This window comes from Nocardioides speluncae (assembly GCF_003121585.1).
GTDB classification, from domain to species: Bacteria; Actinomycetota; Actinomycetes; order Propionibacteriales; family Nocardioidaceae; genus Nocardioides; species Nocardioides speluncae.
Map to the genome: position 1 here is coordinate 58200 of NZ_QEOO01000042.1, position 22459 is coordinate 80658.

A 22459-nucleotide genomic window follows, 5' to 3' on the forward strand; every position below is an offset into this window, starting at 1 on the left:
CTAGCGAAGCTCGGAGATGTCGTCGAACCAGAGCCGCTGCTCGTCGAGCTCCGCGGGCGGCAGCGGGGTCCGGCTCGAGAGGTGACCGGCCGGCGCCGGACCGAGAACGACATGCACGTTGAACCCGCCGAGGCCGAGCGCGCTGACCCCGGCGTACGGCGCGGCGTCGGGCCAGGCGCGGGCGGTGTCGGGCACCTCGAACGGCGCGAAGTCGGTGTGCGGGTTCGGTTCGGCATACCCGAGAGTCGCGGGGATCTTGGCGTGCTCGAGCGCCAGCACCGCCTTGATCAGCCCGGCGACGCCGGCCGCGGCGTCGAGGTGGCCGAGGCCCGACTTGAGGGCCCCGAGCCAGACCGGTCCGCGGACGTCGCCGAACACCTCGCCCAGTGCTCGCAGCTCCAAGGCATCGCCGAGCAGGGTGCCGCTGCCGTGGGCCTCGACCAGCCCTACCTCCTCGGGAGCGACGCCGGCCATGACCAGCGCCTCGGCGATCGCCGTGGCCAGGCCCGTGACTCCGGGTACGGCGAACCCGGCTCGCTCGGCGCCGTCGCCGGAGTTGGCCCAGCCGTGGACGACGGCGCGGATCCGGTCGCCGTCGGCAAGTGCGTCGTCGAGGCGCCGCAGTACGACGACACCAGCGCCGCTGGCGAACCCGGCACCGTCGGCTCGCGCGTCGAAGGCCCGGCACCGGCCGTCCGGAGACTGCAGCCCGTCGGCGTAGCGGTGGCCGGGCAGGGTGAGGTTGACGCCACCGGCGAGCGCCGTGTCGCACTCCCCGTTGAGCAGGCTGCTCGCCGCTTCCGCTACAGCTGCGAGACCGCCGGCGCAGGAGGCCTGGGCCGCCAGGATCGGACCCTGGAGGGCGAGCCGGTACGCCGCCTGGGCCGGCACCTGCTCCGGTCCGTGGAAGGGAACGGTCGCGCCGTCGTCACCGCGTGTCCAGGCGTGGCGGAGCTGTGCTCGTGCGTACTGGCTCGGTGACGACGCCCCGAAGACGCCGACGAGCCCGTCGAGGTCGTCGGTCCGCAGGCCGGCATCCTCGAGCGCGCGCCAGCAGGTGGTGAGGAACATCCGCTGCTGCGGGTCGAGCTGGCGCGCCTCCTCGACCTCGAGGCCGAAGAAGCCGGCATCGAACTCGGCAACACCCGGGACCGTCCGGCCCGTGAGGTCACGGCTGTCGGCGAGCGCGGTCCAGAACTCCCCGAGGTCGGCGCAGCCGGGCAGCAGGCCGGCCATGCCGACAACGGCGATGGCGTCGCTCTGGCTCGCTGGCGCCTCCGGATCACGAGTCTCGACCTCCAGGCGGGGCGCCGGCGGCGCGAGGAGCGCGACGTGGCCCTCGAGGGTCGGGGTCGCGAGCAGGGCGGCGAGGTTCACCGGCCGGCCGGTGGCCTCGGCGAGCGCGGCCTGCAGCGCCATCAGGCGGACCGACGTACCGCCGATGTCGAAGAAGTGAGCGTCGTCCGGCACGGTCTCGACGCCCAGGACCTTGGCCCAGGCCCGGCGCACCACTTCATGGCTCTCACTACCGCGCTCGACGGGGACGGGGCCGGGCTCGACCGGGGCCGGCACGAGCAGCCGGGCGGCCCGGCGGTCCAGCTTGCCGGTCGAGGTCAGCGGGAGCTCGGGGAGCAGGTGAACGAGGTCGGGTACGGCGAACGCGGGCAGCCGCTCCCCCACCCAGTCCCGCAGCGCCGCGGGGTCGGGCGCGGCTGCTGCCGGATCCGGCTGGACCAGTCCCAGCAGCCGGCCGGTCGGATCGTCGAGACAGACAACTGCGTGCCGTACGCCGGGATGCTGCTCGAGGACCGCCTCGACCTCGGCCGGCTCCAGCCGATTCCCCCTGACCTTGAGCTGGTCGTCGGCCCGGCCGTGCAGCGCCAGCCGCCCGTCGGGCAGCCAACGCGCGAGGTCGCCGGTGCGGTAGCGGCGACCGTCGGGGCTGAACCGGGCCGCGGTCTCCTCCGGATCCCCGACGTAGCCACGGGCGAGGTGCTCGCTCACCACGATCACCTCGCCGACGCCGTCGGCTCCGGCCCGGTCGAGCTCGATGTCGTAGCCCGCCAGCGGCCGGCCGACCGGCAGCGCCCCGGGCGTGGCAGCCACGGGACCGTCGAGGCGCAGGTGGTCCTGGACGACGAAGCTGGCCTCGGTGGCGCCGTACCCGTTCACGAAGACCGACCCCGGCGCGAGGTGCGCCGCGGCAGCGGCGAGATCCGCCCCGGTGACCGGCTCGCCGCCCAGTACGACGGCTCGAACCGTCTCGAGCACTCGCTCACCGAGGGTCGAGACCAGCAGCCGGAACACCGTGGGCGTGGAGTGGTAGACGGTCACGCCGGTCGCCGCCAGCACCTGGGCGAGGCCCGCGACCCCGTGAGCGCGGATGTCGTGGGGGCAGGCGGCCGCGCCGGTGAGCAGGGCCGAGTAGAGGTCGGTCACCGACATGTCGAAGGAGAACGACGTCAGCACGCTGGTGCGATCCGCGGCGGTGAGCGCGAAGTTGGTGCGGTGGTTGCCGAGGCCGTGCAGGACAGTGGCGTGGGTGTGCAGCACGCCCTTGGGCCGGCCGGTGGAGCCCGAGGTGAACAGCGCGTACGCCGGGTCGGTCGGCGCCACGTCGGTGGGCCGGTAGTCCGCCACCGGGACGGCGCCGAGCCGCTGCACGCGGCAGCGGTCCTGGATCTCGGGCGGAAGGTCGACGCCGTCGGAACAGAGCAGCACCTCGATGCCGGCGCGCTCGATCATCTGGCCGAGCCGCTGAGCGGGGTAGGTCGGGTCGAGCGGAGCGTACGCGCGGCCGGAGGCCAGCGTGCCGAGCATCCCGGCAACCATCTCGGCGCCGTGGTCCAGGACCAGCCCGACGACGCCGTCGCTCCCCGGCCCGGCCAGGTCGGCGACCCGCTCGGCGACCCCGCCCGCCTTGGCGGCGAGGGCCTCGTAGCTGGTCTCGCGGACGGCGTTGCCGACGTGCTCGACCAGCGCCGGAGCCGACGGGGTGGCCGCGACCTGATCGGCGAAGCCGTGGGAGAGGGACCGGGCTGAGGTCATCCGGCCACGGCTTTCAGCACGCTGCCGATCGGGTCGGCCGGGTCTACGGCGGTCAATACGTCGGGGGCGGGGGCGTCGAACTCCGACGCGGCGTACCACCCGGAGCCGTGGACCACGACCTCGGAGGCCTCGGGCAGCAGTCCGCGGTCGAGCGCGTTGAAGGTGCCGGTCAGCGCCATCAGCAGCGACCACTCACGCAGCTCGGCAGGGTCGGCCGGCAGCCCGCGGCCGGTCGCGGCCACCAGGTCACTGACGACGTCGTACCGCTCGAGGCACTCGCGCCGCGAGACCACGACACCCGATCCGCCGTGCTGTCCGATGATCGCGTCCATCGCCGGCGAGGTCGTGGGCCGGTGGGTGTAGAAGGTCGGCTCGATCGCCTCGTCGAGCGCGTCCGCGACCGCCGGGAAGTTCGGCGAGGTGTCCTGGTGCCAGAGCCCGTCCCGTTCGGCGTACGGCGGGAGGCCGGTGCGGTCATGCGAGCCGTGCAGCAGGTGCAGGACCATGTCGGGCGTCGCGAGGTGCTGCACCAGGAGGCTGGCGGCCCGGTCACCGGCATCGGCACGGCCGGTGGTCTCGAGCAGCCGGCGCCCCTCGTGGTAGCCGAGCAGGCCGAAGGCGCTGGAGACGGCGTGCGCATGCACCCGGCCCGCGTGGGACGGGCTCACGTCGTTCTCGAAGAACGCCCGAGCGGTGTCGGCGATCAGGTAGTTGCGCAGGTCGAGGGAGAACCACGGGAACATCCCGGTGCGGTCGCGTACGTCGTGGGCGTGCTGCTCAGCGAACTCGCGAGCGATCGCTTTCACGTCCTCGTCGGCCTTGCCGGTGTTCACCAGCAGCGGGTTGAGGCGCCGCAGCTCAGGGTCGTCGGTCAGCCGGCTCGCCCGCAGCTTGCCGACGCAGGAGTGCGGCGCGATCACCGCGACCCGCAGCGTCTCCGGCGTGGCCAGGCCGGCGTCGTACGCACGCAGTACGGCGTCGCGGAGCGCGGTGCCCTTGTTGGCCGAGGTCGGCGAGACGATGTAGACGCCGTGCCCGGTACGGCGGCTGAACTCGATCGCCCGGGCCACGATCACCAGGGAGGCGAAGGTCTTGGTGGTGTGCGTGGCCGGGTTGGTGGCGAGGTCGAGCAGCCGCAACTCGCGGCCGGCGTACTGTCCGAGGTCGAGCCAGCGCGCCCGAGCGGGTGCGAGGTACTCGCGCAGCCGGTCGTCGAGCACTGGCAGCGCGAACCCGGGCGAGAAGCCGTCAGCCTCCAGCCGCGGCTCCTGGTCCTCGGCCACGAGGTCGACCACCTCGGGCAGCAGCGGCCAGTTGTCGACCAGCACGTTCGCCTCGGTCACGGACTGCGCGGTCTGCTGTTCGGTCATGTCGGTCATGTCGGTCATGAACTGCCCCTTCCGGGCTGCTGGCGGAGGTGATCCCTGGTTCGGGCGAGCTCGGCGACGGCTCGGTCGAGGTCGGCGACGGAGAACCCGTCGGCGAGATATGCCGCGACGCTCTTGAGGGAGGGGCGCACGTGGTCGCTGATGACGACCGACCCGTCGGCGACGACAACGCCGTCCGCGCGGCTCCACGCCTCATTGGCGGCCACACAGCGCTCGAGGGTCCAACCCGGCGGCGGGACCGGCTCCACAGCACCGTCGCGGATCCGGACCGGGTAGCCGCCGGGGAGCCCCAGCGGACCCGGCGCGGCGGTGTCGAGCGGCGTACCGTCCGCGAGGGCAGCCACCACCTGGGCGCTGACCCGTCCGGTGATCGCGTTGCGCAGCCTGCGGGGTACGGCGCGCAGCGGCGCGAGTGCCGCGGCCGCGTCGACCGGCTGCCCGTCGGCGGTCCAGATGAGCGCCTCGTCGGGGCCGGCAGGGCCGATGTGCAGATGGTGCGCCAGTACCCGCAGCGACTCCGGAGGCACGCCCAGCTCGGTGGCGGCGGCCAGGGCGAGTACGCCGGCATTGCCGACCCCGGTGAGGACCGGGACACCGAGGGCCGCGAGCAGCGGGTTGACCAGGTCGGGCAGGCAGCCGTTGACGAAGCCCGCCCCCGAACGCGCGGCGGCCCTGCCGACCTCGACCGCCAGCGTCGCCTGGAGCGGAAGCGTGAGCGCGACTCCGCAGTCGGCCATCGCGTCGGTCCACGCCGAGGGCAGGTCCTGCCCCTCCCAGGGCGACTGGCGCGATGCCAGCAGCACCACGACGTCCGGCGCGATCGACTCGACCACGGCCGCCAGGTCGGAGCCGGCCGCACCCGTGAACCCGCGCGGCGACCCGGCCGCCCGGGCCCGCACCGACGCGACCGTGGCCACCCCGGCCGCCGCATCGGCGTCCCGGCCGACCACGGTCACCGAGCTCTCCCCCGGTAGGTCGGCGAGGGCGCAGGCGGTCTCCAGCGCCAGGGACCCGGTACCGACCAGTGCTACAGACGGCGTCGTCACACGCTCTCGCTCTCCCACCGGCGGCTGGCCTTGCCACTCGTGGTCAGGGGTAGCTCATTGACGACCTCGAGCCGGTCGGGCACCAGGTACGCCGGCACCCGTTCACGCTGCCGGGCCAGGATCTCCGCAGCGGCGTCCGGCCCGGCCTCGGGCCGCAGCACGGCACGGGCAACCAGGCTGCGCTGGTGGGCCTCACCGACCACGCCGACCGAGCAGCGGGCAATGAGCGGATCGGCGAGCAGTGCGGCCTCGACCTCGGCCGGCTCGATGCGGTACCCGCGCAGCTTGATCTGGCCGTCACGGCGGCCGTGGAACTCCAGGACGCCGTCGCCCCGGTCGCTCACCACGTCTCCGGTCCGGTAGAGCAGGCCGCCGTCCGGCGCCGGCATGAACGCAGCCTTGGTCTGGACGGGGTCGCAGTACCCGAGCGCCACGCCGGGCCCGCCCACGAGGAGCTCGCCTTTGACCCCGGCCGGGACCGGCCGACCGTCCTCGTCGACGACCAGCACCGACGTACCGGTCAGCGGGCGGCCGATCGGCGCCTGGCTGAGCGTGGCGAGCTCGGACTCGACGAGCAGGTGGGAGCAGGTGTGGGTGGTGCACTCGGTCGGGCCGTAGCCGTTGATGAGGGCGCAGCCAGGATGAGCAGCGAGGAACGCGCGCGCATGCGGCACCGACACCGCCTCGCCGCCGATGATCAGGTACCGAAGCCCCGCGAGCGCCTGCACATCGTCATCGACGATCAGGTTGAACAGCGCGACCGTCAGGACCATCGTGTCGATGCCGTGGGCCGCGATGGTGCGTCGCAGCGAGGTAGGAGTCGGGCGGCGGTGCGGGAAGTCGACGCACCGCGCGCCATGCACGAACGCACCCCACAGCTCGAAGGTCGACACGTCGAAGGTGATCGGAGCAATCTGGAGGAAGGTCAGCTCCGGACCGAACGGGATGTAGGTCTGGCCGGGCACCACCAGGTGCAGAACGCCCCGATGCGGGACCACAACCCCCTTGGGCTGACCGGTCGAGCCCGACGTGAACATCACGTACGCCGGATCGTCGGGCCCTACCTGCGCTAGCGGCGCGTCGGCAACGGCTCCGTAACAGTCGGCGAGCACCACTGTCGGCACGGGCAGCTCGGCGTCGACACCCAGCCCGACGACCACCAGGCGGATATCGGCAAGGGACAGCAGCTGCTCGCGGCGCTGGGCCGGGTCGGTCGGCAGCAGCGGGACGTAGGCGGCGCCGTTGCGGAGTACGGCGAGCACCGCCACCGCATGGGCATCGAGGTCCGCGGTCAGCACGCCCACCCGGTCACCGGGGCGGACGCCCGCGGCGTACAGGTGGGCCGCGACCCGACGGCTCCGCTCCGCGAGCACGCCGTACGTCGTGTCCCCCGCCTTCGTGGACACCGCAACCGCATCGGGCCGGGCGGCGACCTGGGCGTCGAATGCCTCGATCAGGTTCCGGTGAGCACTCATGTCATGCCCACGACAATGCGGCGTTCGCCCCGGAAGGCCCGTCGGCCGTGCTGCATCCGGATGTTGTCGACGACCAGGACGTCACCGAGCCGCCAGTCGACGTCGAGGGCGTGCCGCCGGGAGATCTCGCGGACGTGGTCGAGTGCGTCCTGCTCGATCGGGGTGCCGTCGCCGAACGCGACCGACAGCGGCAGGTCGTCGGGGCTGTCGACCACCGCCAGGAGCGCCTCGCGCTCCTGCTCCGGGAGGCTGCTGTGGTGCCACTGCTCGGCCTGGTTGAACCAGTGCCTCTCGCCGGTGTCCGGGTGGGTGTGCAGGCCGGCCCGGGTCTGGCTGGTGCGCAGCCCGTCGTCGGCGTCCCACTCGAAGTCGACGCCGGCCTCCACCAAGAGCTCCTCGACCTCGGCGCGGTCGTCGGTGGCGTAGGTCTGCTGCCACGACTTGCCGATGCCGAACCCGCCGTGGAGGGTCTGCCGGTAGGTCACCCCGGCGCGGTCGAACTTCTCGAGCAGGCCGGCGTCCAGGTCCTCGACGATCGCGCGGCCGTCGCACAGGTGGGTCTGCCCGCCCTCGGCCGGCTCCTGCAGGCAGGAGAAGAACAGCCGGCTCGGCCAGGACGCGGCGTACGAGAGCTCATTGTGGAGCGAGATCTCGTACTCCGGCGGATAGTCGGTCGAGGTGAAGACGCCGTCGACCACGGCACTGCGCGGGGAGTTGCCGTGCCGGTAGTCGGGCAGCGGCGTCCCGACGGCCTCGACCACGGCCCGGAAGTGCTCCGGCTCGCTGACCTGCAGCCCGCGGAGGAACACCGCGCCGTACGTCGTCAGCCGCTTGTCGAAGTCGACGCCGTCCACCCCGCCCGGAGCGAGAAGCTCGGCGACGACAGCCTCCAGCGGCCCGGCGTTGCTGGGCACGGTCGCCAGCCCGGCGGTGGAGCCACCGGACGGGCTGGTGACCTCCTCGAACGTGATGCTCACCTGGTCTCCTCCTGCGTCTCGGCGGTGGTGGCACCTTCCTCTTCCTCGTCCTCGTCGTCCCAGCCGGGCACGGAGTGGAGGTTACGGATGGGCGAGGCGATGTAGAGGTAGATCGGCGCGAGCAGACCGATGCCGAAGACGACCAGGGCGGTACGGGTGTCGAAGGTGGCGGCGAGGACGCCCGCGAGCAGGGCGCCGACCGGGGCCAGCCCCAGCGACAGGGCCCGGAACGCCGAGGCGACTCGCGACTGCATGTTGCCCGGCGTCAGCGCCTGCCGCACCGAGCCCATGCTGACTCCGGCGATCGGCATCGTGACCCCGGCCAGCACCTGCGCGACGGCAAGGGTGGCGATGACCAGCGGCTTCGGGCCGTCGGCCAGCGGGATCAGCAGGAACGCCGGGTTGCAGATGATCGTGCAGACGATCGCGGTCCTTCCGGGCCCGAAGCGCAGCAGGATGCTGATCGAGAACGCCGCCCCGACCACCGAGCCGATACCGCCCAGGGCGAGCAGCAGACCCAGTACGCCGGTCGAGAGGTCGAGGACGCGCACGACGTACAGCACATAGAGGGCCTGGATGCCGGACCAGAAGAACATGAAGAAGCCGGTCGAGAGGATCATCGGCCGCAGGTACTCGTTGCCGGTGACATAGCGCAGCCCCTCGCGCATCCTGACCCACAGCCCGGCGTCCGGGTCGTCGGCGACCGGCTTCGGCTCCGGGCGCCGGATGCTCAGGCAGAACAGCGCCGAGATCAGGCAGGTGACGGCGCTGAAGAGCAGCGCGGAGGCGGCCGACACGATCGTGACCAGGCCACCGGCCAGCGACGGCCCGAGGACCTGCGCCGTCGAGTGCGAGGTCTGCAGTCGCCCGTTGGCGTGCGCGATCCGGTCCCGTCCCACGAGGGAGGGCAGGTACGCCTGATAGGCGATGTCGAAGAAGACGGTCGCCGTACCCAGGATGACCGCAGCGACACACAGCGCGGCGAAGTTGAGCCCGTCCATGAACGCCAGCACCGGGATGGCCAGCAGCACCACCACGCGCGCCAGGTCGGAGGTGATCATCACCGGCCGGCGCCGGCGGGTGTCGAGCAGCACGCCGACCACGAGGTAGAGGATCGCCGGCAGCCGCAGCATCGCGCCGAGCAGACCCAGCTGGAACGCCGAGGCGTCCAGCATCGTGATCGCCACCAGCGGCAGGGCGACCAGCGTGACCTCGGCGCCGATCAGCGCCGTCGTCTCGCCGGCCCAGAAGGCCATGAAGTCACGGTCGCGGTTGAGCGACCGGCTGGACTCCTTCTTCGCCGCCTTCTTCGCCGCCTTCGGGTCTAGCTGTTCGGCCTCCTGCTCGGCCTCCTGTTCAGCAGCCACCGCGGCCGCCGAAGCCTCGAGCTTGTCTTCTGTCTGGTCACTCATTGGTTCTCCTCATCCGAAGGCTCAGCTGTGAGGCGCATCGCCTCATCGATGCGCTGCCGCATGAGTGCGGCGAGCGCGATGGCGTGCGGCTCCTGTACGGCGGTATGGCGGGACCCGGGAATCGCCTGGACGGTGGTGTCCGGAGCCACCCCGGACCAGCCCTGGTCGTCGCCGAGGTCGATGTACTCGTCGTCCTTGGGCAGGAACAGCACGACCCGGCCCGCCCACGACGCGTGCTGGTAGTGGCCGACGGCGTGCGCATTGGCCCGGAAGACGTCGAGGTAGCTGCGTACCTCGTCGACGTCGGTGCTGGTGACCTGAAGAGCGTTGTTCTCGGCGGCCCCCTTGACCACGGCGAGCAGCTGCTCCTCCGGCGAGAGCCCGATCAGGTCGGCCGGCTCGACGTCGGCGAAGCCACCGGCCAGCGCATGGTTCATCATCACGACGTCGTCCTCCAGGCTGGCCCGCGCGACGGGCTCGTCGATCGAGGACCACACCGGCAGCACGGCGTGGACGGTCGCGCCCGCGGCGGTCAGATGCCGCGCCACCTCCATGGCGATGTTGCCGCCGATGCAGAACCCGCCGAGGACGTACGCGGTCGACGGCACGGCCTCGCGGATGAGCTCGGCGTACTCCCTCGCCATGGTGTCGAGGTCGGTCTGTGGCGCCACACCCTTGGTGAGCCCGGCCGCCGGGATCGCCCAGACCGGCTGGTCCTCGCCGAGATGCTTAGCCACCGGCTCGTAGCGGAAGATCTGGCCGCCCAGCGCGTGCATGAAGATCATCGGCGGGCGGTCGCCGGTACGGCGTAGAGCAACGATCCGGTCCTCGCGAGTGCCCTCGCTCCCGCGGTCGAGCTCGGCCGCGAACTGCCCGACCGTCGGCGCCGACAGCAGGATTGCGATCGGCACCTCGACCTCGAGCCGGGTGCGCAGTGACGCAGCCATCCGCAGGGCGAGGATGGAGTGGCCGCCCAGGTCGAAGAAGTTGTCGGTCACGCTCAGGGGGCGGCCGGGGTCGAGCAGGTCGGACCACACCTGGGCGACCGCGACCTCGGTCGGGGTCCGTGGCGGCCCACCTTCGGACACACCCTCGACCACCGTGGAGGACTCGAGCTGGGCTAGGGCGGTGGTGTCCAGCTTCCCGTTGACGGTGACCGGCAACTCGGTCAGCTCCACGATCCGGGTCGGCACCATATGGGCCGGCATCCGCTCGGCCAGGTGATCACGCCACACCTGCGGCGACCGCGCCGCGCTGTCCGCACCTGACTCGGGGACGAGGTAGCCGGTCAGCGACCCACCATCAGCCCCAGCCGCATGAGTCACCCACGCCGCCCGAACCCACGGATCGCGCTCCAGTCCCGCCCGGACCTCACCCAGCTCGACCCGCACCCCCCGGACCTTCACCTGACCATCGCTACGACCAAGGAACTCCACGGTCCCGACGCTGGTGATCCGGGCCCGGTCACCGGTGCGGTACATCCGCGCACCCGTCGTTCCGTACGGGTCGGGCACGAACGACCGAGCGGTCAACCCCGGCCGCCCGACGTACCCACGCGCGACCTGGACCCCGGCGATGCACAGCTCACCGGCCACGCCCACCGGCACCCGCTGCAAGCCCTCATCCAGCACCTCGATCCGGGTGTGCGGCACCGCCACCCCGATCGGCACCGGCGACTCACCAGCCCGCACCCGATGCCACGTCACATCCACCGCAGCCTCCGTCGGGCCATAGAGGTTGATCACCTCCACCCACGGCAACAGCTCACCAGCCCGAGCCACCAACGCAGGCGTCAGCGCCTCCCCCGAACAGACCACCACCCGCAGCTCACCCCACCGCGCCGACCGCTCCTGCTCGGTAGCTGCGGTCAGCGCGGGCTCAGCCAGGAACGCATCCAGCATCGAGGGCACGAAGTGGACCACGCTCACCCGCTCAGCCGCGACCAGCTCCACCAACGCAGCCGAGTCCCGATGCACCCCCGCACCAGCAACCACCTGCACCGCGCCCACATACGCGGGCAGGAACAACTCCCACACCGACACATCGAAGGAGAACGGCGTCTTCAGCAAGACCCGATCGTCCGCCGTGATCCCCACCAGATCCCGCATCCACCACAACCGGTTGGCCACCGCCCGGTGGCTGACCCCGACGCCCTTCGGCCGACCCGTCGACCCCGACGTGTGAATCACATACGCCAACTCTTCGCCATCGACCGAGACCGGCTCGACCACAGGTTCCGACACCGGCTCGGCATCACCCGGCACCTCGCCGGCCGCATGGACCACCACCGCCGCATCCGGACAACGCTGCTCCACCAAGTTGCGAACCCGGGACTCCAAACCAGGCTCGGTTACCAGGGTCGTACATCCGGCATCCGCCAGGAGGAAGCCCAGGTGATCATCGGGGAAGTCCGGTTCCAACGGCAGGTACACGCCACCGGCGCCCACCACCGCATGGACCGCCTCCACCAACCCCGGCCCACGCTCCATCAACACCCCCACCACACACTCACCCGAACCAGCCCCAGCCGGCCCCACACCAGCCCCACGCAACCGACCCGCCAACCCCGCACGCACCGGCTCCCACACCCGACCAACCACCTCACCCAAACCACCCACATCCACCACACCCCCACCACCCACCGAAACCCCACCCACCACACCGAGGTGCGTGGTGGGGCGTGGGTCGGCGTCCGGGGTGATGGCACAGTGGCGCAACGCGGCGCGGTAGGTCGCCAGCAGGGCCTCGATCTCCTCGGGCAGGAACTGTGCGCTGTCGTAGCGGGCCTCGAGCACGACGTCGTTGCCGGCGCCGATGACATTGACCGCCAGCGGCAGGTTGGTCTGCTCGAACCCCTCAACCTCGTCGACCCCGAGCGACGGCAGGCCCTCGTCGGAGTCGTAGTAGGTGCCGAAGCTCCGGAAGTCGAAGAGCACGTCGTACAGCTCGCCGCGCTCGACCCAGCGCTGGATGGTCGCCAGGGGTACGCCGCGGTGCGGCATCAGGTCCAGCTCGGCCCGGAAGACCCGCTGCACCAGCGCCCGCCAGCTGTCGTCGAGCGAGACGTCCACCCGCAGCGGGAGCGCGGCAAGAAAGAGGCCGAGGATGCGATCGCAGTCCTCGATCTCGGTGCGGTTGTGGGTGACCACGCCGGAGACCGCTTCCCGCGTACCCGACCACAGCGCGACCAGACGCAGGTGGACCGCAAGGAACACGGTGCGCAGCGGCACCGACGCGGCCCGCGCGAGCTCGGTCAGTCCCTCGACCACGTCGGCCGGCAGGGACTCGCGGACGGCGGCCACCTCTTCGACCTTCTCGGCGGTGGCGTGCCGCGGGAACCGACACAGGGGCGCATCGTGCATCGCCTCGCGCCAGTACGCCTGGCTCTCCGGGTTCGCCTCCGCCTGCCGCTCGAGCGCGACGACCTCGCGGAAGCTGCCGCGCGGCGCCGGGAGGTCCAGTCGCTCGCCGCCGCCAGCGGCGCGGTAGCGCCGCATCAGCTCGTCGAGGAGGAGCGAGAGGCTCCAGCCGTCGAGGATCGCGTGATGGAAGGTGAGCGTCACCGAGGTGTTCGCCGCGCGGGGCAAGCGGTAGGCGAGGATGCGCAGCAGGGGTGGCCGGCTCCAGTCGAAGCCGACGGTGCGCTCCTCCTCCAGCCGGCGACGGATGCCCGCCCGGGCGACGACCAGGTCCCGGCCGGCCAGGTCCACGACCTCGATGGGTACCTCGACGTGGTCCCAGACCAGCTGCATCGGCTCGCTGAAGCGCTGTAGGTCGAAGCTGGTCCGCAGTACGGCGTGCGCCGCTACGACGTCAGCGGCGGCCGCACGCAGCGCCTGCTCGTCGAGGTGGCCGGACAGCTCGAGCGTCACCTGGTCGTGGTACGTCGCCGAGCGCGTGTGCAGGGACGAGTGGTAGAGCATCCCGGCCTGCAGCGAGGTCATCGGGTAGGCGTCGACCGGGCGCGCCGGCGTACGGCTGGTGCTGTCGGTGCTGCCCGTGCTGCCAGTGGCGGGAGTCGTCGTGGTGGTGGTCACTGCGTGTCCTCCTCGGACGGGAACAGGGCGGACAAGAGGTCACGGTCGGCGGTCGACAGCAGCTCGAACGGCGCCTCGTCGGCCGCTCCTGCCACTGCGGCTGCGGAGTTGGCTGCCGGGGACTCGCCCGGCTCGAGCCGGGCGGCCAGCACGCCGAGCCGCTGGTGCTCGAATACCTGGCGCAGTGTGAGCGCGTACCCGCTTGCCCGCAGCCGCGCGACCACCTTCAGGGCGAGGATGGAGTGGCCGCCGAGGTCGAAGAAGTTGTCGGTCACGGTGAGGGGGCGGCCGGGGTCGAGCAGGTCGGCCCACACGGTGGCGACCGCGATCTCGGTCGGGGTCTGTGGCGGCCCACCCTGGGTGGGACCGTCGCCTGTGGTGGTCTCCAGTTCGGCCAACGCTGCGGTGTCCAGCTTTCCGTTCACCGTGACCGGCAACTGGTCCAGCTCCACGATTCGGGTCGGCACCATGTGCGCCGGCAACCGCTCGGCCAGATGATCACGCCACACCTGCGGTGACCGCGGCTGCCCGACACCATCGGGAACGACGTATCCGGTCAGCGACCCACCATCACCACCGGACTGGTGTACCACCCAGGCGGCACGCACCCAGGGATCACGCTCCAGACCGGCGCGCACCTCACCCAGCTCGACCCGCACCCCCCGGACCTTCACCTGACCATCGCTACGACCAAGGAACTCCACGGTCCCGACGCTGGTGATCCGGGCCCGGTCACCGGTGCGGTACATCCGCGCACCCGTCGTTCCGTACGGGTCGGGCACGAACGACCGAGCGGTCAACCCCGGCCGCCCGACGTACCCACGCGCGACCTGGACCCCGGCGATGCACAGCTCACCGGCCACGCCCACCGGCACCCGCTGCAAGCCCTCATCCAGCACCTCGATCCGGGTGTGCGGCACCGCCACCCCGATCGGCACCGGCGACTCACCAGCCCGCACCCGATGCCACGTCACATCCACCGCAGCCTCCGTCGGGCCATAGAGATTGACCACCTCCACCCACGGCAACAACTCAGCCACCCGAGCCACCAACCCAGGCGTCAGCGCCTCCCCCGAACAGACCACCACCCGCAGCTCACCCCACCGCGCCGACCGCTCCTGCTCGGTAGCTGCGGTCAGCGCGGGCTCAGCCAGGAACGCATCCAGCATCGAGGGCACGAAGTGGACCACGCTCACCCGCTCAGCCGCGACCAGCTCCACCAACGCAGCCGAGTCCCGATGCACCCCCGCACCAGCAACCACCTGCACCGCGCCCACATACGCGGGCAGGAACAACTCCCACACCGACACATCGAAGGAGAACGGCGTCTTCAGCAAGACCCGATCGTCCGCCGTGATCCCCACCAGATCCCGCATCCACCACAACCGGTTGGCCACCGCCCGGTGGCTGACCCCGACGCCCTTCGGCCGACCCGTCGACCCCGACGTGTGAATCACATACGCCAACTCTTCGCCATCGACCGAGACCGGCTCGACCACAGGTTCCGACACCGGCTCGGCATCACCCGGCACCTCGCCGGCCGCATGGACCACCACCGCCGCATCCGGACAACGCTGCTCCACCAAGTTGCGAACCCGGGACTCCAAACCAGGCTCGGTTACCAGGGTCGTACATCCGGCATCCGCCAGGAGGAAGCCCAGGTGATCATCGGGGAAGTCCGGTTCCAACGGCAGGTACACGCCACCGGCGCCCACCACCGCATGGACCGCCTCCACCAACCCCGGCCCACGCTCCATCAACACCCCCACCACACACTCACCCGAACCAGCCCCAGCCGGCCCCACACCAGCCCCACGCAACCGACCCGCCAACCCCGCACGCACCGGCTCCCACACCCGACCAACCACCTCACCCAAACCACCCACATCCACCACACCCCCACCACCTACCGACACCCCAGCCGCCACGGTGGGCAGGGTCGGGTCGCTGGCGGCGGTCGTGGTGGTCGGGAGCAGCTCGACCGGGCGGTCGGGGGTTGCGAGGCAGTGGTCCAGCAGGCTGAGCCACCAGGCACCGATCTCCTCGGCGCGCGCCGGTGAACAGATGTCGCTTCGGTACTCCAGGCTGCCTCGCAGTACGTCGCCGTCGGCGGCGAGCAGCATGCTGAGATCGAACTTCGCGCCACCGTTGGCCCAGCTCACCCGGCGGACTCCGCCGTCGGCGCTCGTCGAGCCAGCGAACGCGTCCTCGTCGAGCGAGAACAGCGTCTGCACCAACGGCGTCACGCCGAGCTCGCGATTTGGCGCGAACCGCGCGGCCAGGGCCTCAAACGGCAGCTGCGCATGCGCGAGGGCGCCCAGTACCTCGCGCCGGACCAGGGTCACGATGTCGCGGAATGCGGCGCCCTCGGGCCAGGTGACGCGGATGGGCAGGGTGTTGAGGTAGTAGCCGACCTCTCCCTCCAGCTCGCGACGGTTGCGGCCGGAGGCAGGCACCCCGATGACCAGCTCGCGGCCGCCGCCGCAGCGGCTGAGCAGCACGGCGTACGCCGCCAGCCCGACCATGAACGCACTGAGCCGCTCCTCGGCAGCAAATGCCCGCAGCCGGGAGGTGAGCCCGGCAGGCACCTCCAGCGGCACGTGATCACCGGCGGTCGTGCGCGTCTCCGGCCGGGTCAGGTCCGTCGGCAGGTTGACGGGCTCGACATCGGTGAGGCGCTCGGACCAGTACTTCCAGTCGGGGCCTTCCGCGGAGGCCTCGTCGCCTGCCTCGGCGCGCTGGCGAGCAGCATGCTGGAGGTAGGTGGTCGGTGGCTCCTCGGTGAGCCGCGCCGGTAGCTCGATGCCGCGCCGGCGCGCGTCGAGCGCGGCGAGCAGGTCCCTGGTGATCAGGTTCATCGACCACGCATCGGTGGCGGCGTGATGGATGCAGAGCGCGAGCACGGCAGTGCCACTCAGGGCACCCGGGGCACCGGTGACCAGCAGCGCGCGCCCATGGGGCGCCTGGCTCAACGGCACGGGGCGAGCCAGGTACTCGTCGAGCAGGTCGGCCTTGGCCTCGGACGAGGCGACGGTGGCCACCTCCAGCGGCAGCTCGGCGTGCGGCTGCACGACCTGCACCACCTCGCCGGCGCGGACCTCGAGCCGGGTCCGCAGGGCGGGATGGCGGCGTACGACGTCGGCCAGGGCCGCGCGCAGCACCTCCACGCCCAGCTCCTGGTCCAGCTCGAGCACCAGCGCGCAGTTGTGAGCGCTGCTGGGGGTGACCTCGTCCAGCACCCAGAACCTGGCCTGCCCGAACGACGCCGGGCCTTCCAGCTCGGTCGCTGGCTGGGGGGTCTCGGGCGGGCTCGCGTCGCCGTGACCCGCGGACTCGAGTGCCGCGGCCAGCCCGGCGACCGTCGGGTGCTCGAAGACCAAGGTGACGTCGAACTCGTCGTCGAGCATCGTCTCGACCCGCGAGGCGATCCGGATCGCGAGCAGCGAATGTCCGCCGAGCGCGAAGAAGTCGTCGTCGGGTCCGATGTCGTCGCGCTCCAGCACCTCGGCCCAGATCGCCAGGAGCCGCGCGGTGAGGTCGTTGGCAGATTCGCCGGTCGCAGTCGGCGCCTCTGTCGCCGGCGCGGTCGTGAGCGCGAACCCGTCGGGCACCCAGGGTGCCGCGACGTTGTCGAGCAGGGTCGCGCGCAGGGCCACGAGGTCGAGCGCGCCGTCGACGTGGGCGACGACCTCGGCGCCGCGCAGCTCGACCCGGCAGGCGCCGACGTACTTGGCGACTGCTGTCGCCACCTCACCGAGGTGCACCCGTCGACCGCCGCGACGACCTGCCGTCGCGACTCGACCGAGTACCCGGACATCGGCGCCGAGTCGGCTGGCGGCCAGCCCGGTCGACAGCCCGCCGACCACGAGCTCGCCGACGGCACCCTCCGGGCCGGCTACCTCGGCCGGCGCCGTGGGCCGACCGAGGTCGGTCCGGGCCACGACTCCGGTGAGTACGCCGGTGCCGAGCAGCTCGTGGATCTCCGCTCCCGGCACCGCCGAGCGCCAGGCGTCGCCCAGGCCAGCACCGTCGGGATCGACCTCGATGTCGAGGCTGCGCAGCTCGCTGTCGAGGCCGGTGACCCGCTCGGCCACGGTCGCGGGAAGGTACGCCGTCGCGGCGCCGATGCCAGCCAGTCCCGCCGCCTCCGACACGTGGACCGAGGCGACCCCGGCGGTCAGCGGCCACATGCTCGCCACCAGGCCGGCCGTTCCGGTCGAGGCGACGACGGCGTGTGGTCCAGCGTGGTGGGCGTGCCGGCCCACGGCCGCGGCGATCATCGCGGCCAGGAGCGAGGACGGCACCCGGGTGCCGTCGGCCCAGACCACCCCACCGCCGTCACCGCCGTCACCGGCCTCGCCGGACCAGGGCGTCGAGACCGGCCGACCGGCCGCGTCCGCGCCGATCCGCGCGGGATCTGCGATCGACGCGGGCGCACCGTCGAGCAGCGCCCAGCGGCCGGCGTCCAGCACGGCCGCCACCGCCACGGCGCGGGCCCACCCGGCCTCGAGGTCGACCACGACCTCGGCCGGGCCGGCTGCTGCCGCCGCGGCAAGCTCGTCGAGGAGCTCAGTCACGTCGTCGGCAGTGAGCTCGGTGGTGGCGTCGGCAATCGGGCCCGGCTTCCACGAGATGGCGGCGACGTCGGATGGTGTCGCCGGCGTGGCGGGCACAGCGACCAGTGAGCCGAGTACCGCATCGGGATCTGCGACGGCAGCGGCCAGCACCTCGGCGTACGACGCCGTGAACGCCTCGAGCCGGGCTGCGTCGAACAGATCGCTGCGGTACTGGACGGCGCCGTGCATGCCGCCGTCGCGCAGCCACATCCAGGTGCTGAGGTCGTAGCGTGCGAGCGGCGGCGCGTACGGCGCGAACTCGACCCGCAGCCCCTCCACCTCACGGGCGTCGGCGCGCGCGTCCTCGGCCAGCATGAAGGTGGCCTGCACCAGCGCGGTCGAGGACGGGTCGCGGCGTTCGTCGCGGGAGGTGACCAGCGCCTCGAACGGAAGCGCGGCGTGCTCGTAGGCGCCCACGGTGGCACCGCGGACCTGGCTGACCAGTGAGCGGAAGGTCAGCTCCGGCGACAGCTGACAGCGGACGACGAGGGTGTTGACGAAGAAGCCGATGAGCCCCTCGAGGTCACTGTCGTCGCGGGCGGTGTGGGGCAGCCCCACGGCCAGGTCGTCGTCGCCGGAGTGCAGCCACAGCGCGGCGTAGTAGGCCGCAAGCAGCACCATCGTCAGCGTCGCCGTCTCCTCGCGGGCAAGCTCGCGCAGCCGCTCGGTGAGGTCGCTGTCGAGGTCGAAGAGCGCGTGCGCGCCCGCGGAGTCACGCCTGGCCGCCGGCACCCGGTCGGTGGGCATGGACAGCTGGCCGGCGAACCCGTCGAGGTGCTCACGCCAGTAGGCCTGCAGCGGGCCGCCGGCGTCGCCGACGACCGTCCGCTGCCAGTCGGCGAAGTCGGCGTACTGCACGGGCAACGGCGCCAGCGTCGCCGGCTGACCGCGGCGCAGCGCGGCGTACGCCGTCAGCAGGTCGTCGACGAACCGGTCCACCGAGGAGCCGTCGAAGACGGCGTGGTGGGCGCTGAACAGGGCCTCGTGGACGGAGTCGTCGGTCCGGGCGAGCAGCACCCTCAGCAGCGGCGGCGCAGTGAGGTCGAACCGGGCCTGGGCGTGCTGCTCGAGCAGGCGGGCGAGGTGCTCGTCGCGAGCGTCAGCATCGATCTCGCGCAGGTCGACGCGCTCGACGGGCACGGTGACCCGCCCGGCCACCACCTGGACGATGCCGTCGTCGGTGAGCTCCAGCCCGGTGCGGAGGGCGTCATGGCGGGCCGCCACCTCGTCGAGCGCGCCGCGCAGGGCGCTGACCGCGAGCGGGCCGGTGAGCGTCAGCCGGAAGTGGGTGTTGTAGGAGCCGTCGCCCCCTTCGGTGCGCTCCATGAGCCACAGCCGCTCCTGCCCGAACGACGCCCGCGCCGGGCCGTCGTCCGCGCGTGGCCGAAGCGGTTCGATCGCTCCGGCGCCGCGGAGCTCGGAGATCCGCCGGGAAAGGGCCTGCGGCGTCGAGTGCTCGAAGGCGGCCCGGACCGGCAGCGCGACCTCGAGGGACTTGCGCAGCAGCGCCACCAGCCGGATCGCCAGCAGTGAATGGCCGCCGGCCGCGAAGAAGTCGTCGTCGGGCGCGATCCGGTCCCGCTCAAGGATCTGCGCGAACGCCGCCGTCACCACGTCGATGACGCCGGCGCCGGTGGCCCCGGGCGTCACCGGTGCGGAGGCGGTCTCGGCGTTGAGGCCGTCGAGCAGCGCCCGACGGTCGACCTTTCCGTGCCCGGCGAGCGGCAGCGCGGCGATGACATGGAGCGTGGTGGGCACCATGTAGTCGGGCAGGGACCGCAGCAGCAGGCTCCTCAGCCGGTTGCTGTCGGGTGCGCTGTCGGGCGAGCCGCCGACGACGAAGCCGTGCAGGGCACCGTCGTCACCGACCACGACGGCGGCATCGGAGACCTCGGGCGCGGCCACCAGGGCGGAGCGGACCTCGTTGGTCTCGACGCGGTAGCCACGGACCTTGACCTGGTCGTCGGTGCGGCCGAGGAACTCCAGCGCACCCGATCCGGGCAGCCGGCGGGCCCGGTCTCCGGTGAGGTAGCGGCGAGCGTCGGGGGCGGCGGGGTCGGGTACGAACGCAGCCTCGGTTGCCTCGGAGTCGCCGAGGTAGCCGCGGGCCACCTGCGGACCGCCGATGACGAGCTGGCCGATCACGCCCGGCGCGACCGGGTTGAGCGCGTCGTCGAGTACCTCGGCGGTGACCCCGGCGAGGGGGTACCCGATGGGAGTGGTCCGGCCGCCGGATGCCGGCGACGAGTCGCCGGCAAGGGCGACGACGCCGACGGTGGTCTCGGTCGGGCCGTAGTGATTGACGACCGCGCGGCCGGGCAGCGCGGCCCGCCAGGCCCGCACGTCGTCGTACGACGAAGCCTCGCCGCCGAGCACCAGCGTCCGCCGCGGCGCCAGCCGAGACAGCCGCTCGGGCTCCTCCGCGATCAGCGAGCCGAGGTGGGACGGGGTGAGCTTGAGGTGGTCGATGGCGCAGCGCGCCACGACGTCCTCCAGGTAGCCGGCCTCGAGCACCCGCTCCAGGTCGGCGAAGACCAGCCGCGAGCCGCTGGCCAGAGCACCGAAGAACATCGTGAGCCCGAAGTCGAAGGTGAGCGGCTGGGCGAGCAGGTACGCCTCCCCCGGCCGCTGGTCGAGCAGCTCCTCCAGCCCGTGGAGATAGGCCGCGAGGTTGGCGTGGGTGACGCCGACCCCCTTGGGCCGGCCGGTCGAGCCGGAGGTGTAGACGACGTAGGCGAGCGCGCTGCCAGCCGGCACCGCGTCTCCCGCGTCCCGGCCGGCCTCGGCCGGCACGTCGAGGACCGCGACGTCGAGCGCCTCGACCAGGCGACGGTGCTCGGCGCTGCAGACCGCGAGGAAGGCGCCGCTGTCCTCGGCGACTGTGCTCAGGCGCGCCATCGGCGCGGCCGGGTCCAAGCAGACGTACGCCGCCCCGGCGCGGAGGACCCCCAGGACCGCCACCGCTGTCTCGACGGTGGGTGTGGTGAGGAGCAGGACCCGGTCATCAGGTCCGGCGCCGCGGGCCTTCAGGTCGGCCGCCAGCGCACCCGCGCGCTGCCACAGCGTGCGGTAGCTCAGCTGGTTGCCGGCGGGGTCCTCGACCGCGACGGCGTCGGGGGTCTGCGCCGCCCAGCGGCGGACCCGCTCGAGCACCGACGGCGCCGGGTCGGCGACGGCCACGGCCTGGCTGATGGAGGAGCCGGTCGTGGTGCGGAGTACGCCGAGCGCTCGGTCGGGGTGGGCGACCGCGTCCTCGAGCACCGCGAACCACACCGCGACGAAGGCCTCGACGGTGCCCTCGTCGTACAGCTCGGCGGAGTACTCGACGCGACCGGACAGGTCGTCGCCGACCTCGAAGAGCAGGTCGAACTTCGCGGTGCCGGTCGAGGCCTGCACGCCCGAGACCGGCACCTGGTTGAAGCCGATCTGGTACAGCGGGTTGCGCCCGGACTCGCGCGGCGGTGCGACCTCGGCGACCACCCGGTCGAAGGGCACCTGCTGGTGCTCGAGCCCGTCGAGTACGGCGTCACGGGCCTGCCCGAGGAGCACCGAGAACGGCGTCGCCGCGGTCGGGCGCAGCCGCACCGCGAGCGCGTTGACGAACATGCCGACGGCGCGGTCGGTGCCGTCGACTCCGCGACCCGAGACGGACGAGCCGAGCACCAGGTCCTCGGCGCCGGTGCAGCGGTGCACGAGCGCCGCCAGGCCGGCGAAGAGCACATGGTGGGCCGAGGCGCGATGCTGTCGGGCCAGCGCGCGGGCCTGCTCGTGCAGGCGCGCCGGGAACGTGAAGGTGCGGACCTCGCCGCGGCCGGTCGGGGTCTCGGGTCGCGCTCGGTCGCTGGGCAGCGTGGTCTCGACCGGGGCACCGGCCAGATGGTCGGCCCAGTAGGCGATCGATTCCTTGCCCTCCGGCCCGGCCAGCCACTCGAGCTGGCGTTGAGCGTGGACCCGGTAGGGCACCGGGTCCGGTAGCTCGGCAGCGTCGCCAGCCAGGCAGGCCAGCAGCTCCTCCTGGATCACGCCGAGCGACCAGGCGTCGCAGACGGAGTGATGGATCACCAGGCATAGAACGGCGGTGGCGTCGTCCTCGCGCAGCAGGGCGGCGCGCCACAGCGGCGCGGCATCCAGCCGGATCGGCGTACGGCGCTGGTCCGCGAGGCGACTCTCGCGCTCCGCAGAGCGGGCAGCGACGGGCAGCCCGCGCAGGTCCCAGTCGTCGAGGCGCACGGGCACCTCGGGATGCACGGCCTGCCGCGGATCGCCGTCGCCGGTGAAGCTCGTGCGCAGCGAATCGTGCCGCGCGACGACCGCGGCGAACGCGGCCTCGACCTCAGGCAGAGTCACGGCCGGGTCGACGTTGAACGTCATCGACAGGTTGTACGCCGGACTGTCCGGCTCCTCCTGCTGCACGATCCAGAGGCGCTGCTGGGCCGGCGAGGCCGGGTACTGTCGCATGG

The 22459-nt window shown here is 72.4% G+C and carries 8 protein-coding genes; all 8 read right to left on the reverse strand.

The window, feature by feature from the left end; translation table 11 throughout:
• The 8 genes from DDV73_RS23175 to DDV73_RS23210 are packed head-to-tail and all read right to left on the reverse strand — an operon-like array spanning position 1 to position 22457.
• Positions 1 to 3048, reverse strand: coding sequence for an amino acid adenylation domain-containing protein (locus DDV73_RS23175; protein ID WP_109509636.1), 3048 nt, complete (start codon positions 3046 to 3048; stop codon positions 1 to 3).
• Positions 3045 to 4436 carry a DUF6002 family protein gene (locus tag DDV73_RS23180; protein WP_109509637.1) on the reverse strand — a complete coding sequence of 464 codons (1392 nt, stop codon included), beginning with the start codon at positions 4434 to 4436 and terminating at the stop codon, positions 3045 to 3047. The genes DDV73_RS23175 and DDV73_RS23180 overlap by 4 nt, the downstream gene beginning before the upstream one ends.
• Complete coding sequence (locus tag DDV73_RS23185) at positions 4433 to 5482, reverse strand: potassium transporter TrkA (RefSeq protein ID WP_109509638.1); 1050 nt, start codon at positions 5480 to 5482, stop codon at positions 4433 to 4435. The genes DDV73_RS23180 and DDV73_RS23185 overlap by 4 nt, the downstream gene beginning before the upstream one ends.
• The gene (locus DDV73_RS23190; protein ID WP_109509639.1) at positions 5479 to 6957 is read right to left on the reverse strand and encodes an amino acid adenylation domain-containing protein; all 1479 of its coding nucleotides are present in this window, start codon (positions 6955 to 6957) and stop codon (positions 5479 to 5481) included. The genes DDV73_RS23185 and DDV73_RS23190 overlap by 4 nt, the downstream gene beginning before the upstream one ends.
• On the reverse strand, positions 6954 to 7934 hold the full coding sequence (locus tag DDV73_RS23195) for a TauD/TfdA family dioxygenase (RefSeq protein WP_161962510.1): 981 nt from the start codon (positions 7932 to 7934) through the stop codon (positions 6954 to 6956). The genes DDV73_RS23190 and DDV73_RS23195 overlap by 4 nt, the downstream gene beginning before the upstream one ends.
• Positions 7931 to 9346 carry an MFS transporter gene (locus tag DDV73_RS23200; protein ID WP_109509641.1) on the reverse strand — a complete coding sequence of 472 codons (1416 nt, stop codon included), beginning with the start codon at positions 9344 to 9346 and terminating at the stop codon, positions 7931 to 7933. The genes DDV73_RS23195 and DDV73_RS23200 overlap by 4 nt, the downstream gene beginning before the upstream one ends.
• Positions 9343 to 13383 carry a non-ribosomal peptide synthetase gene (locus tag DDV73_RS23205; RefSeq protein WP_109509642.1) on the reverse strand — a complete coding sequence of 1347 codons (4041 nt, stop codon included), beginning with the start codon at positions 13381 to 13383 and terminating at the stop codon, positions 9343 to 9345. Before DDV73_RS23205 ends, DDV73_RS23200 begins: the two co-directional genes overlap by 4 nt.
• Positions 13380 to 22457: a non-ribosomal peptide synthetase gene (locus DDV73_RS23210; protein ID WP_109509643.1), complete on the reverse strand. Its 9078-nt coding sequence runs from the start codon at positions 22455 to 22457 to the stop codon at positions 13380 to 13382. Before DDV73_RS23210 ends, DDV73_RS23205 begins: the two co-directional genes overlap by 4 nt.
• Positions 22458 to 22459 lie beyond the last annotated feature (2 nt).

Coding starts and splice junctions, on each gene's coding strand:
- DDV73_RS23200 (WP_109509641.1), bottom strand. CDS start 9,346: ATGAGTGACCAGACAGAAGACAAGCTCGAGGCTTCGGCGGCCGCGGTG.
- DDV73_RS23210 (WP_109509643.1), bottom strand. CDS start 22,457: ATGCGACAGTACCCGGCCTCGCCGGCCCAGCAGCGCCTCTGGATCGTG.
- DDV73_RS23175 (WP_109509636.1), bottom strand. CDS start 3,048: ATGACCTCAGCCCGGTCCCTCTCCCACGGCTTCGCCGATCAGGTCGCG.
- DDV73_RS23180 (WP_109509637.1), bottom strand. CDS start 4,436: ATGACCGACATGACCGACATGACCGAACAGCAGACCGCGCAGTCCGTG.
- DDV73_RS23190 (WP_109509639.1), bottom strand. CDS start 6,957: ATGAGTGCTCACCGGAACCTGATCGAGGCATTCGACGCCCAGGTCGCC.